Raw genomic sequence first — 16,182 nt, 5'->3', positions numbered from 1 at the left:
CATGATATATCAAATATTACAATAGAGCTTGGCGCCGCGATATTGGTCCGAGCGGACGCTCGGCGTTCCTTCGTCCGGCATTCGACCGGCGGGAAGATACCGTCTTCGAATTAGCCGTTCTGGTCCTCTCGGAACGGCAGGCCCGTCGCCGACAACGCCTCGCCGACGGCGCGGCCAAACGGCGGCATCGCCTCGTGCGCGATGCGGCGGACCGGGATCGGGCCGCTTCGGCCGTGCAACGGGCCGTCGAAATCCAGATCGGTCTCGAGCTTGAGAAAGTACGGCAGCACGTCCGCCCAGCCCCAGCCTCGCGCTCCGAGATCGCGCCATTCGTCATAGTCGCGCGGCAAGCCACGATTGGCCGACTGCGCATTGATACTGGAGCCGCCGCCCATCACCGGCCCTGCTCATAGACACGGGCGACCGGCTTGCTCCCGGCGGCATGTCCATTCCGGCTTCGATCAGGAGAACGCGGCGGTGCCCATCGGCGGAAAGCCGGTTAGCGAGCACGCGGCCCGCCGCCCCGCCGCCGACGATCAGGTCGTCTGATGCAGTCCATCCATACCCGTCTCGTTGCGCAATTCGATGGATCGGCGCGGCCGCGGGTGCAGCCGCGCCGATTTGGCCTAGCGGAAATTGCCCTTGGTCTCCGGGATCACGATCGCGCCGATCAGATAAATCACGAACACGCCGACCGCGAAATAGGCCAACGACATCGGAATCTCTGCGGGGCTGCCGCTCACCAGCGAGACGAAGGTCGGCATCATGCCGCCCAGCGCAAAGCCAATGTTCCAGGACAAGCCCGTGCCGCTCGCGCGCAGCGCAGTCGGAAAGCGCTCGTTCAGGAAGATCAGCACCGGCGCATAGCCGGCATTGCCGATGAAGGCGATTGCCAGCGCGTAGACCGTGATCTGCGTCGTGTCCTTTGTCGCAGCGAGATTGAGATAGCACAGTGGCAGCAGCACTGCCGCCAGTGCGCCGATCAGAAGGAACGTCTTCTTGCGGCCGATGCGGTCGCTCAGCGCGCCGACCAGCACCGCAGAGAAGAACGCCGACACGCTCGCGCCCATCAGGATCAGCGACGAAGTCTGGTTCGGGACCGCGTTGATGACCTTCAGGAAGCTCGGCAGGTAGCCCGAGGTCAGGTAATAGCCGGCTCCACCGCCGAAGGTGATGAGCAAATTGACCAGCAGCACGCCGCGATACTGGCCGGAGAACACGTCCTTCACCGGCGCCTTCGAGACCTTCGCCTGCTTGTTGCCCTGCTGGCGCTTCAGCTCCTTGAAGTACGGGGATTCCTCGAGGTTCCGGAAGATGAACCAGCCCAGCAGCGAGCTCAGCAGGCCCGAGAAGAACATGAAACGCCAGCCCCAGACCGCGAAGGCATCGCCGGGGAAGACCGAGGACGTGATCAGGAAGATGAAGGATGCGAGCAGCGCACCGATGCCCGCGCCGCCGCCGCCGACCAGGCCCGACATCGCGCCGCGCCATTGCGGCGGCACGGACTCGGTGCCGATGGTATGGGTGGACGCCACGACGCCGCCGACGAAGATGCCCTGGACCAGCCTCAGGATCAGGAACATGATCGGCGCGATCACGCCGACCTGCGCGATGGTCGGCAGCAGGCCGAACGCCGCCGTGCTGAGGCCGACGCCCACAATGGCGATCAGCATCGCCTGCTTGCGGCCGTGCACGTCGGCATAATGGCCGAACACCGCCGAGCCGAGCGGCCGCATCAAAAGCGTGACCGCGAACGAGCCATAGACCGCGGCCAGCGAAAGCGCGGCATTGCTCGACGGAAAGAACAGCGCGCCGACGACCGGCGCCACGTAGAGCAGAATGAACAAATCGAACAGATCGAGCGCCCATCCGAGCACCGATGCGATGATCGCATTGACCATCTGCTTGTTGTCAGCCGATGCCTGTGCACCGGCGACCGGCATATCCATCTCAGCCATGTTGTTTTACCTCCCCCGTTTGAACGGCGCCGCGGTCCGCGCCATTGCGAACCGCGGCATTGCGCTTGCGTCGCGTCTCAGCGGCCGACGAATCTCGGCGGGCGCTTGGCGTTGAAGGCCTCGACGCCCTCCTTGAAGTCTTCCGACTGGCGCAGGCGGCTGTAGCAATGGCCTTCGAGCTCGATGGCGATGGCGAGCGTCGAGTCCTCGGTGTCGTTGAGGAGCTTCTTGGCGGTGCGCTGCGCCAGCGGCGAGAAGGTACGAAGCTCGTCGACGAGCTTGTCGGTCGCCTTCTCCAGCTCGGCATCCGGCACGCATTCGGTGGCGATGCCCCATTCATAGGCCTGCTTGGCCGAGATGCGTTTGGAGCGCATCACGATGTCCTTGGTGCGGGTGATGCCGACCATCTTCTGCAGGCGGGCCGAGCCGCCCGAGCCCGGGATCTGGCCGAGCTTCTGCTCCGGGAGCGCATATTGCGTGGTCTCGGATGCGATGCGGAAGTCGCAGGCCAGCGACAACTCGAAGCCGACGCCGAAGCAATAGCCGCGGTTGGCGACGATCACGGGCTTGGCGCAGCGCGCGGGCGCGGCGATGTTCCAGGCGAGCCTGGAGACATGCTCCGGGCTTGCCTCCATGAAGCCGCCGATATTGCCGCCGCTAGAAAAATGCTCGCCCTCGCCGCGCACCACGATGACGCGCACGCGCGGATCCTCATCCAGCGTCTCGAAGGTCAGGCGCAGCTGGTCGCGCTGCGGCATCGACACGACATTGTAGGGCGGCCTCCCTAAGATGATGTCGGCGCGCTCATGCGCCTCGTCGATTTCGACCTTGAACGCGTCGAGCTTGGCGAGCCGAGGATCGGAAAATGTATAGGGTGACGGCATTTTGGCTTCCTTCTGTTGATGGCCGATTTTTCAGGCCGCGTCCGACGGCGGCAGGCGCTCGGCCTCGTATTCTCCGGCGACGAGCAGCCGCCGCAGCAGCTTGCCGACGGGTGATTTCGGGATCGCGTCGACGAAGACGTAGCGGCGCGGCCGCTTGAAATTGGCAAGGCCCGAGGTGCGGCAGAACTGCTCCAGCTCTCCTTCCGACACCGCGCGATTGCGCTTGACGAAGGCGGCGACGATTTTGCCCCATTTTTCGTCGGCGACACCGACCACGGCGACCTCGTCGACATCAGGATGCAGCGACAGGCAGCTCTCGATCTCGACCGGCGAGACGTTCTCGCCGCCGGTGATGATCATGTCGTCGACGCGGCCGGTGACGAACAGGTCGCCGTCGGGATCGACGTAGCCGGTGTCGCCCGTAAAGTACCAGCCCTCGCGCAGCGACTTGGCGTCGGCTTCGGGACGGCGCCAATAGCCTTCGAAGGCCTCGTCGCCTTTGAGCGTGGCGATGATCTCGCCCTCCTCGCCGACCGCGGCGATATCCGCGACCGACTTCGCGCCGATGCGCACGACCTTGACGTGCTGGTTCAATCCCGCCTTGCCAGCCGAGCCGGGCTTTGCGGCCGCGTTCTGGTCGATCGAAAACGTGTAGATCTCGGAGCTGCCGTAGTGATTGACGAACAGGTCTGGCTTGAACGCCTCGTTCAGCTTCTTCAGCAGGCCATCGGTCATCGAGGCGCCGGCGAAACCGAGCTTGCGCACGCTGGAGACGTTGGTCCCGGCAAACGTCTCGTGATGGACGAGGTCGTGATAGAGCGTCGGCACCAGATAGAGGTTGGTGACCTCCTCCTTCTCGATCAGCGCCAGCGCCTGGCGGCTGTCATAGCGCGGCAGGCAGATGAACGTGCCGCCGATCAGCGACATCGCCAGCAGCGAGCGGACGCCCATGGTGTGGTAGAGCGGCATGACGCCGAGCGTGCGCTCCCCGCGGCCGTAGAGATTCTGCGCGACATGGGCGATCGCTGCGGCCCGCTCGGCGCGGTGCCGGCGCGGCACGCCCTTTGGCCGAGACGTCGTGCCCGAGGTGTAGAGCATGATCGACCAGGCATCGGCACCGACACGCGGCTCCGCGTCGGGCGCGCGGTCCTTGATCAGGTCAGAAAAGCTGGTGGCCTCACCGGTCCCGGGATCGACGGACACGCGCAGCAGCCTGCCTGCCAGCGCCGAACCCTGCACGGCCTCGGCAGAGATGTCCTGATGGAAGACCGCGCAGGCCTCGGCGTTCTCGATGCAATAATCGAGCTCGTCGGCCTTGGCGCGCCAGTTGATCGGCGTGATCACGAGGCCCGCGATCTGGCAGGCCCAGTGCAGCGTCGCCGCCTGCCAGCGGTTCTGCAGCAGCGTGACGACGTGATCGCCGGGCTTGAGGCCGAGGCGGTCGAACGACGCCACCAGCGCGGAAATCTTGTCGTACCATTGCCGATAGGTCAGACGAAGGTCGCCGTCGACCAAGGCAATCGCATTGGGATCGCGCGCGGCGCTGGCCATGAAGCTGCTGGCGAGATCAAGCATCGGACGTCTCATTTTTGGATGAAGCGAGTTCGGCGGCGGCTTCGAGCGCCGCCTGGATGATTGGGGTGTAGCCGGTGCAGCGGCAGATATGCCCGCTGAGAAGATCCCGGATCTCCGCCTCGGTCGGCGCCGGGTTATTCGCGAGATAATGGTCCAGCGACATCAAGATGCCGGCGGTGCAGAAGCCGCACTGGAGCGCGTGGTTGCGGCGGAAGGCCTGCTGCAGCACGCCAAGCCGATCGGCCGACGGCGCGAGCCCTTCGACCGTCTTCAGTTCGCAGCCATCGACTTGCGCCGCGAGCGTCAGGCACGACCGCGTCAGCATGCCGTCGACGACGATTGTGCAGGCGCCGCAGACACCGTGCTCGCAGCCGACATGGGTGCCGGTCGCCCCCAGCTGGTGGCGCAGAAAATCCGAGAGCAGCATCCGCGGCTCGGCCTCGCCCTCGACGGGATTGCCGTTGAGCGCGAAACGGACGGCATGGCGGCGGTCCGCCTTGAGACGGGTCATTGCAGCACCTCGCCGATCAGGTCGCGGCCTATCATGCGCACGAGGTCGCGGCGGTAGCGCGCGGTCGCGTGGACGTCGTCGTGGGCGCCAAGCTCGTAAGCGAAGGCGTTGAGGGCGTCGTCGAGCGCGGTCCCATCGAGCCGCGGCCAATCGCGCGCGGTCGGCACATCCGCGACGCCCCCGACAGCGAGGCGCACACCCGTTGGCGTCTTCATGGCTGCGCAGGCGACGATCGCGAAATCACCGTGCCGGCGCGCGACCTCGCGGAAAGCGACGCGCGATCCCTTGATGACAGGCAGCGATATGCTTTCGATCAGCTCATCATCAGCGCGCGCGGTCAGCATCATGCCGGAGAAGAAGTCCTTTGCCGCCACGCGGCGGCGTCGTTTAGCGTTGCGCAAGAACACCTCACCGCCAAGCGCGACCAGCGTCAGCGGAATCTCGGCGCTGGGATCGGCATGCGCGAGCGAACCGCAGATGGTGCCACGGCTGCGGGTCTGCATGTGCCCGACCCAGGGCAGCGCCAGCGCCACCAGCGGCAGGGTCTCGGCAAGATCTGGCCAGGCCAGGAGATCGGCCTGGCGTACACCGGCGCCGATGACGACGGCGTCGCCCTTCCGCTCGATCTGGCGCAGCTCCCTGAGGCGCATGATGTCGATCAACAGTTTTGGCTTGGCAAGGCGCATGTTGAGCATCGCCATCAGTGACTGCCCGCCCGCGAGCACGCGGGCATCGCCGCCCTGCTGTGCCAGTCCATCAAGGACATCACTGATGCTCTCGGCGCGGAGATAGTCGAATGCGGGCGGCTTCATCGGCGCCCCCCGAACAGGCTGGCCAGCAACGCGAACAGCGAGAAACCTCCGCCCTCCGCGCCACCACCGCCGGCCTTGCGGGCCAGCGCGGTGAAGAACTGGCCGATGATGACGCGCGTCGCGCCATCGAGCAGCCGCCCGCCGATGCTGGCGACCTTGCCGCCGATGGCAGCGTCATAGCTGTAGATGAGCTTCGTTCCGCCGTTGCCGTCGGGCGCGAGCGTGATGCGTCCATCGGCGCTGCCAAAACCCAGCGCGCCGCTGGCACCGCCGCGCAAGGTCACTGCATGCGGCGGATCGAGATCGAACAATTCCACATCGGCACGATAGCGGCCGGTGACGGGGCCGATGCCGAGCGTCACGTCGGCGCGAAAATGCGTCTCGGTGACCTTGTCGACGCTCTGGCAACCGGGAATGACCGATCGCAGCGTCGCGGGATCGAGCAGCATGGCCCAGACCTGCTCCGGCGCGCCCTTCACCGAAGCCTGCCCCTCGCCGCGTAGCCGCCGGTCCCCTTCGCGCACGGGCGCCGCGGTCGCGCCGCCTGCCGGAGGCGGCGGTTCGGCACCGCGCACCATCTCCGCAAGGCGCGCCGGCACCAGCGGCAAGGTGATGTCGGCAACGCCCAGCGCATCCGCGACCGCATTGGCAAGGCACACCGGCGTCGACATGCAATTGCCTTCGCCGACGCCCTTGGCGCCGAGCGGGGTGAACGGCGACGGCGTCTCCATGTGGATGATTTCGGGCTCCGGCACCTCGGTCGTGGTCGGCAGCAGATAGTCGGCGAGCGTTCCCGTCAGGAAGCTGCCGTCCTCGGCGTAGGCATATTCCTCAAAGATTGCGGCGCCGAGCGCCTGAGTGAAGCCGCCGCGGATCTGGCCGTTGACCATGCCGGGATGCAAAATGGTGCCGCAATCGTGCATGGTGACGTAGCGGTCGATGCGCGTCTCCAGCGTCGTGCGGTCGATCTCGACGCCGCAGAAGTCGAAGATGAAACCGTGGCAAAGCGAGGAATTGATGCGGTCCTCATCGTCCGGCGGTGTCAGCGCCGGCGGCGTCCAGAACACAGTCTCGCGGATGGTCTGGCCTGCGTCGTCGGGTAGCGAACCCGGCGACCAGTGGCTGAGCGCGGCGACGCGCGAGAACGCGATCCGGTTCTCGGGATTGTGTTTTGATGCGACGAATCCCCGCGCGAACACGATGTCCGACGCCTCGACGTTCAACTGGCTGGCGGCGATGCGCGCGAGCTTGCCGGCGACGCGCTCGGCCGCAATCTTCGCGGTGCCGGCCACCGCCGCCGCAAAGCGGCTCGCATAGTTGCCCGATGCGATCGACCAGGCGTCCTTGGCGGTGTCGATCTCGGTGTTGACGCGGATATCCCTGGGCTGGAGGCCAAACACGTCGGCAACGACCTGCGACAGCACAGTACGATGGCCTTGCCCCTGCGGCACGGACGCCACATGCACCGTGACGCTGCCGACCGGATCGAGCCCGACGGTCGCGGTCGCCTGCGCGCCGTTCTTCGGTCCGGCCTTGCGGCGCTCGGCCGCCGTCAGCACGGTGGTGATGTAGCCCATGTTGGAAACGCTGGGCTCGACTACCGCGGTGAAGCCGATGCCGTAGAGACGCCCCTCCGCCCGCGCCTCGTCGCGCCGTGCTTTCAGTTCGGCAAGCCGGCCCTGCTCGACCGCGCGCGCGATCGCTTCCTGGTAGTTGCCGGAATCCAGGAGCGCGCCCATCGCTGTTCGATAGGGAAACGCGTTCGCCTCGATCAGATTGCGCTTGATGACGTCGAGCGGATCGAGCCCGAGGCCGATCGCGATGCGCTGCACCAGCCGTTCGAGCGCGAAATAGACCTGCGGACCACCAAAACCGCGGTTGAGGCCGGTCGGCGTCTTGTTGGTGACGACGACGCGGTTGCGGACCTTGACGTGGCTTATGTCGTAGGCGCCGGTCAGATTGCCGTGCATGCGATAAAGCGTCGCCGGCTCGGGCGCGCGCAGATGAGCGCCGCAATCCTCGACCTGGTCCCAGTCGAGCGCGAGGATCTTTCCATCGACGCCAACCGCCGCCGACAGCGTCGTCGCGCGATTGGTCGCCGACACCGAAGCGGTAAGATGCTCGAGCCGGTCCTCGATCCATTTGACCGGCCGCCCCGTGACGCGCGCCGCCGCGGCGATCAGCACGATATAGGGAAACACGCCCTGCTTGACGCCAAAGCTGCCACCGGAATCCGGCGGCGTGCGCAGCCGTAAGCGATTGCCCGGCACTTTCAGCGCACGCGCGATCACCGTGTGGATGCTGAACGGGCCCTGGAAATTGGCGAGCACCTCGAACGCGTCCTCGCCCGCATCGTGCGAGGCGACGACGCCATAGGTCTCGATCGGCGTGCAGGAGTTGCGGGGATATCGGATGTCGATGGAGAAGCGATGCGGCGCATCCGCGAAGGCTTCTTCAGGATCGCCGTAGCGAAATGAGCGGTCGCTGGCGAGATTGCCGGGAAAGCCGTCATGCAGCACCGGCGCCCCCGGTGCGATTGCACCAAGCGGATCGACGACGGCGCCGCGCGGGCGATATTCGACGTTGATCAGCTCGGCCGCATCCTCGGCTCGGGCGCGGTCGGTGGCCACGACCACAGCAACCGGCTCTCCGACATAGCGCACACGGTCCGTCGCGATCGGCCAGCATTCGACCGGCGCCTTCACGCCGACGACCAGGCTTGTCGTGACGGCCTTGACGTCGCTGCCGGTCAGAACCGCGGCAACGCCCGGCAGGCGTTTTGCAGCTTCAGCATCGATGGAGAGAATGTCGGCATGTGCGTGCGGCGAGCGCAGGATGGTCGCGTGCAGCGTGCCGGGCTGGACACCGAGATCGTCGATGAAGCGACCGCGGCCAGAGAGCAGCGCGGCGTCCTCGACGCGCTCGATCGAGCGCCCAACCCACGGCTCATCGCTACTTCCCGGATTTGCGGATATGACCGCCTGCAACATGTCCCGGCATACCTCCCGACGCGTTCTCTGACGCGACGGTGACACTTGTCAGGACAGGGGCTGCGCGGGCCATACCGCCCGCTCTCACGACTTACCAAATCGTCTCATTCGAGCGCGTGCAGCGCAAAATTAGCCGCTAGACTCAGCCCGCAAGACGCGAGACGTTGCGAAACTCGCGCGGGCTGACGCCGGCATGGTCGCGGAAGAAGCGCGTGAAATGCGCCGGCTCCGGAAAGCCGAAGCGCTCGCTGAGCTCTCCGAGCGGCGTGTCCTCGCGCATGACGGCATCGAGCGCGCGCTCCATGCGGACGACGTTGAGATAGATTTTTGGCGAGACGCCGAGCGAGGTCTCGAACAGGCGGAAGAACTGCGCGCGCGAGAGCCCTGCGCCCTTCACGAACTGATCGACGCTGCCATAGGAATCCTGCACACGCATCGCGTCCATCGCGCGGCGGATGCGCCAGTCGCAGCTCACCGCCCTCATGCCGCGGATCGAGGTCGGGAAGCTGCGCCAGGGCGTGAAGCGTTCGATCACCGCGATCATGAGATCCGACAGCGTCTGCTCGTGGGTCCGCACCGCGTCCGGATTCGCCATCATTTCGGCTGCGAGATGCAGCGTGAGCTGGCGGATGCGCGGCGACACCTCGCCCGAGGGGCGTTCGAAAAAGCCCGGCGCGCCGCTCGCGGCCCATCCGGGTCGGAACTCCTTCAGCCATTCGGGCTCGATATAGAGCGCCATGATGAGCGTGCGCGGACGGCTGGCGTCGTGCACATAGGCGTGCGGCTTCCAGCCGTCGACCAGCACGGCGGCCATGTCCGTGAGCGGCGTGACCTGATCGCCAACCAGAAACTGGGTGTCGGCGCCCTCGACCTTGAGCAGGACGTGGCAATGATGATGGGCGTGACGGACCAGCGAACGATCCATGTCGAGCAGAGCGACCCTGCCGAAAGCGCCGTGAGCGATGCGCAGGGCCGTCGACATCAGTTCCTTCCTCCCAGCGTTGCGCTGCAAAACGATTGGCTAGCTGGCGCGGCACTATAAGCGGCGTCAGCTACATATTCCAACCGCGCAAACGGACGCAAGTTGCCTTCTCGCGGTAATCGGCTCATGCGCGCGCCCCCGCAAGCAACCGCGCGACCGCGGCGCTGGGATCGGCCTGCAAGGCCGTGGCGAGATCAACCTCCTCCTCGCCCTTGACGCGAATGCGCTTGAAGGCGAGCTCGGGGGCGCTGACCGGCGCGGTCGCGTCCAGGCCCATCTTCGCGCTGATGCCATTATCGGTGGTCGGATCGAGCTTCGAGCCGAGCGCGCCCGAAACGACCATGAGATCGCGATCGGCCTGGAAGCGCGTCGCCACCGCCCATTCGATCTCCTCGGACGAGGAGATGTCGACGTCCTTGTCCACCACGATGACCTGCTTGATGTCGTAATGCGCACCGAAGGCACACATCATGACGTTCTTGGGCTCGCCGTCATTGGCCTTGTCGATCTTGATCGCGAGATGATAGCGGCAGGTGCCGCCGCGAGTCAGGCGGACGTCGATCACGCCAGGAAAGCTGCGGCGCAGATGCTGCAGCAGCGTCGCTTCGCGCGGCACGCCGCCAAGGATGAGATGCTCGAAACCGCCGCCGACGATGGTGTGGAAGATCGGCGCCTTGCGATGCGTGATCGCATCGACCTCGATCACCTCGCGATTGGCGCGCGGACCGTAATATTGGGGGAATTCGCCGAACGGGCCTTCCGGCTCGCGCACGCCCTGCAAGATCCGTCCCTCGATCACGATCTCCGCATGCGCGGGCACGCGGACCGAATTGGTGCGGCATTTGACGACGTCCACCGGCTCGCCCAGCAGAGCACCGGCAATCGCCATTTCGTCCTCGTCGAGCGCAGCGATGGCTTGGGATGCAAGCAGCAAGGCTGGATGCGCGCCGATGACGATCGCGATCTCCAGCGCCTGGCCCAACTCTTCCGCGAGGCGGTAATAGGAGAATGTATGCCGCGGCAGCAGCAGCACGCCGATGCGGTTCTTGCCAGATATCTGGCAGCGGTGGATCGAGACGTTCTGCACGCCGGTCTTGGGATTGCGGGCGATCAAGAGGCCCGCGGTGATGTAGGGGCCGCTGTCGCGCTCATTGTGCTTGGGGACCGGAAGCTGGCGCAGCAGATCGATATCCTCATGCACGACCTCCTGCACTGGCCCGCTCGCCACTTCATGTGTCGGCAGCGGATGGCTCGCGGCAGCGAGGAGCCGCGGCAGCAGCTGGTCCTCGGTGACGCCGATGGACTCTGCGACCCAGTCGCGGCCGGCAAAGAGGTTGGCGACGACCGGGATCGCGTGCCCGTCGGGGCGCGGAAACAGCACGGCGCTGTCGCGCTCCAGCCGCTTGGCGATGGCGGCGAGCTCGTCCGCTAGCGCAACGCCCTCGTGCGCGATCGCGAGCTTGCCGCGCTCGGCGAGATAAGCGAGCCAGGCGCGCAGATCGGCGGGCGAACCCTTCCTCGCAACATCTTCCATTCGCATACGGGTCTTTCCTTGAGGTCTCAGGTCAGGGCGCGATCTTGCGCAGCGACGGCGAGCGGCGCTTGAGCGCCTCGTCCTCGCCCCAGCGGCGCACGACGCCAATATCGATGTCGTAGAGGTCGAGCACGCGGCCGACCGTGTGCTCGACCATGTCGTCGAGGCTTTCGGGCTTGGCGTAGAAGGCCGGCACGGGCGGCGCGATGATCGCGCCCATCTCCGAGAGTGCCGTCATCGTCCGGAGATGCCCGGTGTGCAGCGGCGTCTCGCGCACCATCAGCACCAGGCGCCGGCGCTCCTTGAGCACGACGTCGGCAGCCCGTGTCAGCAGTGTCGTGGTCACACCCGACGCGATCTCGGACATCGAGCGCATCGAGCACGGCGCCACGATCATGCCCGCGGTGCGGAACGAGCCGCTGGAGATGGCGGAGGCCATGTCGTCGATCGCATGGTTGACATTGGCGAGCGCCCTCACCTCCGCGATCTTCAGGTCGGTCTCATAGGCAAACGTCTGCTCGGCGGTCTTCGACATCACCAGATGCGTCTCGACGCCGGCATTGCGCAGGAGCTGGAGCAGGCGCACACCATAGGTGACGCCCGAAGCGCCGGAAATGCCGATGATCATCCGCTTGGGGCTGACGTCCTGCATATCTTTGGTCTCGCTCCCTGGGGCACGCGCCCCTCGATCAGCAAGACTAGGCAATCACAACCATCATCACAAATAATGATTGATTATATACTCGATCATCTGAGATGATGGCTCGCGAGCAGGATCAGCGACCGAAGGATAGCCCCGTGGAACTCAGGCAGATGCAATATTTCCTGTGCCTGGCCGAGGAAAAGAACGTCACCCGGGCCGCGCGCCAGCTCAATATCGTGCAGCCGGCGCTGAGCATGCAGATCGCCAAGCTCGAGGCCGAGCTCGGGCAAAAACTGTTCGACCGCAGCGTCCAGGGCATGACGCTGACCAGCGCCGGCGAAGCGCTGGTGCGGCTGACGGCGCCGATCGTGCGCGATGCCGAATATGCCCGGCAGGAGATGGCACAGCTCGGCGGGCGCATCTCGGGCCGCGTCTCGGTCGGCCTCATCACGTCGGTGGCGCAAAGCACGATGGCGAGGTCGTCGGCGACCGTCGCCAGCCGCTATCCCGAGATCACGCTGTCGGTCTGCGAGGGCTACACCGAGACGCTGGTCGACTGGGTCAACACCGGCCAGCTCGATTTCGCGTTGATCAACGTGCCGCGCCGCAGGACTCCGCTGGCCGCGCATCACGTCATGGACGAGGAGATGGTGTTCGCCTGCCGTAAGGACGGCCCGATCAAGCCGCCGGCAAAACTGCGTTTCGACCACATCGCCAATGTCGACCTCGTGCTGCCCTCGAAACGGCACGGCCTGCGGCTAATCCTGGACGAGCACGCCGCCGCCGTCGGCATCGACCTGAGGCCGCGTCTCGAACTCGACACCCTGCCTGCGCTCTGCGATGTGATCGCCACCACGGATTTCGCAACCGTGCTGCCGACCATCGCACTCCGGCAATCGCTCGCGAGCGGAGCCATCCGGGCGCATCGCTTCAACGAGCAACGGATCGTGCGCTCGATTGCCTGGGTGCATCACCCGCGGCGAACGGTGTCGGTCGCGGCGAAGGCCGTGCTCGACGTCATCAGCCGCGACCTCGCGCAGGCCGCCGCCGTGGCAAAGGAGTTCGTGGAGCCTACCTCCGGTGGCACAAGCTCGTCCTCCCGAAAAAGGCGCAGAAAGCCGCGGCGGAAAACGATCTCTTGGATGCAGGATTTCGGCTCGGACAAGATGTCGCGCCCGCCGCAAAATGAGACGGGTTGGTAAGTTTTGAGACCAGCCGGCATGGCAGTCGCATCAAGCCGCTAACTACGGTCCAGGCGCAATAATCGCGACCTGGCGCTTATCCCCGACGGCTCTTGTCACGGACGCTCCCTGGCCTCGCAGAACAAGACACAGTCGGGAGATTCAGTCCGAGATGACAAAGTTCGGTCGCAGCAAGATCACGGACATTTCTCAGCGGCAGAGCGAGGGATTTCATCCTCACCGGAGGTCGCTGCTCGCACTCGGCGGTGGTGCCCTGCTCGCAGCCGCGGGGATGCAGGCTGCGAACGCCCAAGACTATCCCGCCCGACCGATCCAGGTGCTCGTGCCCTTCGCCGGCGGCAGCGCCAGCGACGTGATCACCCGTATCCTGCTCAACCGCATGTCCACGTCACTTGGACAGGCCTTCGTGGTCGACAATCGTCCCGGCGCTGGCGGCAATATCGGCACCGCTGCCGCGGCGCATGCCGCACCTGACGGCTACACCTTGCTGATGAGCACCTCCGGCCCGCTGGCTGCGAACAAGGCGCTCTACAAGGACCTCCCCTACGATCCGCTGAAGGACCTCGCCCCGATCGGCCTGTTCGCGACGCTGCCGAATGTCATCGTGATCAATTCGAAGCTGCCGCCGAAATCGCTGCGCGAGCTGATCGACTACGCGAAAGGACATCCTCGCGAGCTGAACTACGGGACGGTCGGGGTCGGCTCCTCGCAGCATCTGGCGGCCGCCTATTTCGAGCAGCTCACAGGCACCGAGCTCACGCACGTTCCCTACCGCAACATCGCAGCTTACACGCCGGACTTCATCGCAGGGCAGGTCCCGCTCGGATTCCAGCTCCTGCCGAACGTCCTCGGCCTGATCAAAAGCGGCGATGCGCGCCCGCTCGCGGTGGCCAGTGACAAGCGCATGACGGCGGTGCCTGATGTCCCGACTGCGGCCGAAGCCGGCCTGAAGAATTACGAGAGCGCCGCCTGGCTTGCGCTTCTTGCGCCGGCGAACACCGATAGGGCCGTCGTCGACAAGCTCTACAAAGCGATGGTCGAAGCCGTAAACGATCCGAAGGTGCGCGCTCTCTTCGTCGAGCAGGGCGCCGAGCCGCTGGTGATGGATCCCCAGGGCCTGAAGAATTTCATGACCTCGGAAACGACGAAATGGATCGGGGTCATCAAGAAGATCGGCATCGAGCCGATGTGAGCCAAGCTCTTGTGTAGAAGACCTGCCCGCATTGGCTGTCGTCAGGTTTTTCTTGATCTCCAGGTGCACACGTCGTGCACATGCCGCCCTCTAACCAGTTGAAAAACACCATCGCTCCAGTCCATCATGCGCGCCGCGGCAAATTTTCGGTCTAACGTATTCATTTTATTGATGTATTTTAACTCAGATCAGTCCTTCATGTGATTGGACCGGGAGCGGGAGTGCACACGTCACTCGTATGGCGTATGTCAGAGATCCTTGAGAACGATGGGCTTCGGTTATACTCATTCAGCGATGTGAGTATAATTCGCATGCTTATGCCGCGCCGATTCAATCGCGGGCCATTCATTAACCGGCCAAACCCGGATTTCGCTCTCATATTTAACGGCTGGCACGCAAGTGCTAACGAAACACCGTCATGCGCCGAATGAATACGAACGAACTCGAAAGGCAGGCAAAGGGGGTGGCCGCCCTGATGCGCATGCTTGCCAATGAGCATCGTCTGCTCATCGTCTGCAAGCTCGTCGAATATGGCGAAATCAGCGCGAGCGCGCTTGCCGAGGATGTCGGCCTTTCCGCTTCGGCCCTATCGCAGCACCTTGCAAAGCTGAAGACACAGCGCATCGTCGCCTGTCGGCGCGATGGTCAGACGATGTGGTACCGTGTCGCAGACCGGAGGATCGAAGAGCTGTTTTCAACGCTGCACAGGCTCTTCTGCAAGACACCAAAACGGTGACCTGTGATCTGCTACATCCGCTTCTGCTCAGCTTCCACAGATTCGATCCACCAGAAGAACAGTCCGGCGCCGACTGCAAGAGCGGCGAACCAAATGATGTCCGGGATGTTCGTCACGTCCGGAAGGCGGACTTTGCCGAGCGCCCAGACGTTGAGCACGTGCGCTTTCAGCCAATCGAAACTCAGCGCGTAAAGGATAGCACCGGCAACCATGCCGAGCGCGCCGACCAAGGCATGGATGCTGCCGGTGGCGATGGCGCCGAGCGCCGTTCCCGGGCAATAGCCATAGACCACCATGCCGATACCGAACAAAGCGGCGCCGAGCGCGATCGCCAGCATGTTGGCATCCTTCACGTAGTACTTCGTGTTGCCGGTATCGACGAGCAGCAGCACGCCGATGCCGCCGACGACGATCGCCGTGCCCATCACCTTCAGCACAGTAAAATCGCGCAGGCGAAACTGGTTCTCGATCACATTACAGTTCGTCACCTTGCCACGCTGCAGCAGGAAGCCGAAGGCAGCGCCCATTAGCACGGGGCCAAGGATTGTCATCATCGCGGCCATCTTGATTCCCTTCACCGTTTGCGGAACATGAGCGCGGAGATACCGAGTCCTGTGGCGAACATCACCGCCAGGAATAGCCAGCTCGACACCGCGAGCTGCAAACCGCCGGAAATGCCGTGTCCGCTGGTACAGCCGCCAGCAAGCCGTGCGCCGTACATGATCACGATGCCGCCGAGGAACGCGCCGACAAAGCGCTTGGCGATCGATGGTCCGAACCGCTCCTTCCAGACTTCCGGCACGAGCTCGAGCCGCCACGTGCCCGACATCACTGCGGAGAGGAATGCGCCGAGCGGGATGCCGACGAGGAACCAGACGCCGTAGTCCCACTTCAGCGGCATGCTCTTCCAGTAGGAATTCTGCGCCACAGCCTCCGGCCCGATCACCGGAACGGCGAACAGCGAGGCGACGCGCGAATAGGCGGTGGTGACGCCGAGCGGATCGCCGAACACTGCGAAGGCGATCCAGCTCAACAGCCCGATCCCGGCGCCGACGAGATAGGGCGACCAGTCGATGCGCGCAGTGCGCGGCGCTTCGCGAACGTAGCTTTCTGTGATGGTGGTCATGTGCGTTTCCCCGAGGGCGGCGCGCCCGCATTGTTGC

14 protein-coding genes and 1 pseudogene are annotated in these 16,182 nt (G+C 64.9%); 3 read left to right on the top strand and 12 right to left on the bottom strand.

Annotation, left to right across the window (positions count from 1 at the left end; all coding sequences use genetic code 11):
- Positions 1-113 precede the first annotated feature (113 nt).
- The 10 genes and pseudogenes from AAFG50_RS16510 to AAFG50_RS16465 form a co-directional block, all read right to left on the bottom strand.
- Positions 114-582 (bottom strand): annotated as a pseudogene (locus AAFG50_RS16510) (GMC family oxidoreductase N-terminal domain-containing protein); the annotation flags it as partial.
- Positions 583-626: 44 nt separating this feature from the next.
- Positions 627-1,958, bottom strand: coding sequence for an MFS transporter (locus AAFG50_RS16505; protein ID WP_028171914.1), 1,332 nt, complete (start codon positions 1,956-1,958; stop codon positions 627-629).
- A 77-nt stretch (positions 1,959-2,035) separates the two neighbouring features.
- Positions 2,036-2,842: an enoyl-CoA hydratase-related protein gene (locus tag AAFG50_RS16500; RefSeq protein ID WP_028171915.1), complete on the bottom strand. Its 807-nt coding sequence runs from the start codon at positions 2,840-2,842 to the stop codon at positions 2,036-2,038.
- 30 nt (positions 2,843-2,872) lie between these two features.
- Positions 2,873-4,417 carry an AMP-binding protein gene (locus AAFG50_RS16495; RefSeq protein WP_028171916.1) on the bottom strand — a complete coding sequence of 515 codons (1,545 nt, stop codon included), beginning with the start codon at positions 4,415-4,417 and terminating at the stop codon, positions 2,873-2,875.
- Complete coding sequence (locus tag AAFG50_RS16490) at positions 4,410-4,928, bottom strand: (2Fe-2S)-binding protein (RefSeq protein WP_011086317.1); 519 nt, start codon at positions 4,926-4,928, stop codon at positions 4,410-4,412. Before AAFG50_RS16490 ends, AAFG50_RS16495 begins: the two co-directional genes overlap by 8 nt.
- Entirely contained in the window at positions 4,925-5,740 is an 816-nt protein-coding gene (locus tag AAFG50_RS16485; RefSeq protein ID WP_011086316.1) for an FAD binding domain-containing protein, read from the bottom strand. The genes AAFG50_RS16490 and AAFG50_RS16485 overlap by 4 nt, the downstream gene beginning before the upstream one ends.
- A complete protein-coding gene (locus AAFG50_RS16480) occupies positions 5,737-8,730 on the bottom strand; it encodes a molybdopterin cofactor-binding domain-containing protein (RefSeq protein WP_028171917.1) in 2,994 nt (997 codons plus the stop codon). The genes AAFG50_RS16485 and AAFG50_RS16480 overlap by 4 nt, the downstream gene beginning before the upstream one ends.
- Before the next feature lie 142 nt (positions 8,731-8,872).
- The gene (locus tag AAFG50_RS16475) at positions 8,873-9,712 is read right to left on the bottom strand and encodes a helix-turn-helix domain-containing protein (RefSeq protein WP_011086314.1); all 840 of its coding nucleotides are present in this window, start codon (positions 9,710-9,712) and stop codon (positions 8,873-8,875) included.
- 124 nt (positions 9,713-9,836) lie between these two features.
- Entirely contained in the window at positions 9,837-11,252 is a 1,416-nt protein-coding gene (locus AAFG50_RS16470; RefSeq protein ID WP_028171918.1) for a UbiD family decarboxylase, read from the bottom strand.
- Between the two features lie 25 nt (positions 11,253-11,277).
- Positions 11,278-11,898: a UbiX family flavin prenyltransferase gene (locus AAFG50_RS16465; protein WP_028171919.1), complete on the bottom strand. Its 621-nt coding sequence runs from the start codon at positions 11,896-11,898 to the stop codon at positions 11,278-11,280.
- A gap of 161 nt (positions 11,899-12,059) precedes the next feature.
- Between AAFG50_RS16465 and AAFG50_RS16460 the strand changes: the two genes are divergently transcribed.
- The 3 genes from AAFG50_RS16460 to AAFG50_RS16450 all read left to right on the top strand — a co-directional run bounded on the left by AAFG50_RS16460 (position 12,060) and on the right by AAFG50_RS16450 (position 15,019).
- Entirely contained in the window at positions 12,060-13,091 is a 1,032-nt protein-coding gene (locus AAFG50_RS16460; RefSeq protein WP_231166727.1) for a LysR family transcriptional regulator, read from the top strand.
- A 151-nt stretch (positions 13,092-13,242) separates the two neighbouring features.
- A complete protein-coding gene (locus tag AAFG50_RS16455) occupies positions 13,243-14,283 on the top strand; it encodes a tripartite tricarboxylate transporter substrate binding protein (RefSeq protein WP_028171920.1) in 1,041 nt (346 codons plus the stop codon).
- Between the two features lie 418 nt (positions 14,284-14,701).
- Positions 14,702-15,019 (top strand): metalloregulator ArsR/SmtB family transcription factor, encoded by a 318-nt coding sequence (locus tag AAFG50_RS16450; protein ID WP_011086308.1) that lies wholly within the window; start codon positions 14,702-14,704, stop codon positions 15,017-15,019.
- Between the two features lie 11 nt (positions 15,020-15,030).
- Here the strand turns inward: AAFG50_RS16450 and AAFG50_RS16445 are convergent, their stop codons facing one another.
- On the bottom strand, positions 15,031-15,582 hold the full coding sequence (locus tag AAFG50_RS16445; protein WP_028171921.1) for a YeeE/YedE thiosulfate transporter family protein: 552 nt from the start codon (positions 15,580-15,582) through the stop codon (positions 15,031-15,033).
- An 11-nt stretch (positions 15,583-15,593) separates the two neighbouring features.
- Complete coding sequence (locus tag AAFG50_RS16440) at positions 15,594-16,145, bottom strand: YeeE/YedE thiosulfate transporter family protein (protein ID WP_011086306.1); 552 nt, start codon at positions 16,143-16,145, stop codon at positions 15,594-15,596.
- Positions 16,146-16,182 lie beyond the last annotated feature (37 nt).

Origin of the sequence: Bradyrhizobium sp. B039 (genome assembly GCF_038965675.1) — a bacterium.
Lineage (GTDB): Bacteria > Pseudomonadota > Alphaproteobacteria > Rhizobiales > Xanthobacteraceae > Bradyrhizobium > Bradyrhizobium diazoefficiens.
Note: the sequence above shows the minus strand (reverse complement) of the source record. Positions and strands in the feature narration are given on the sequence as shown.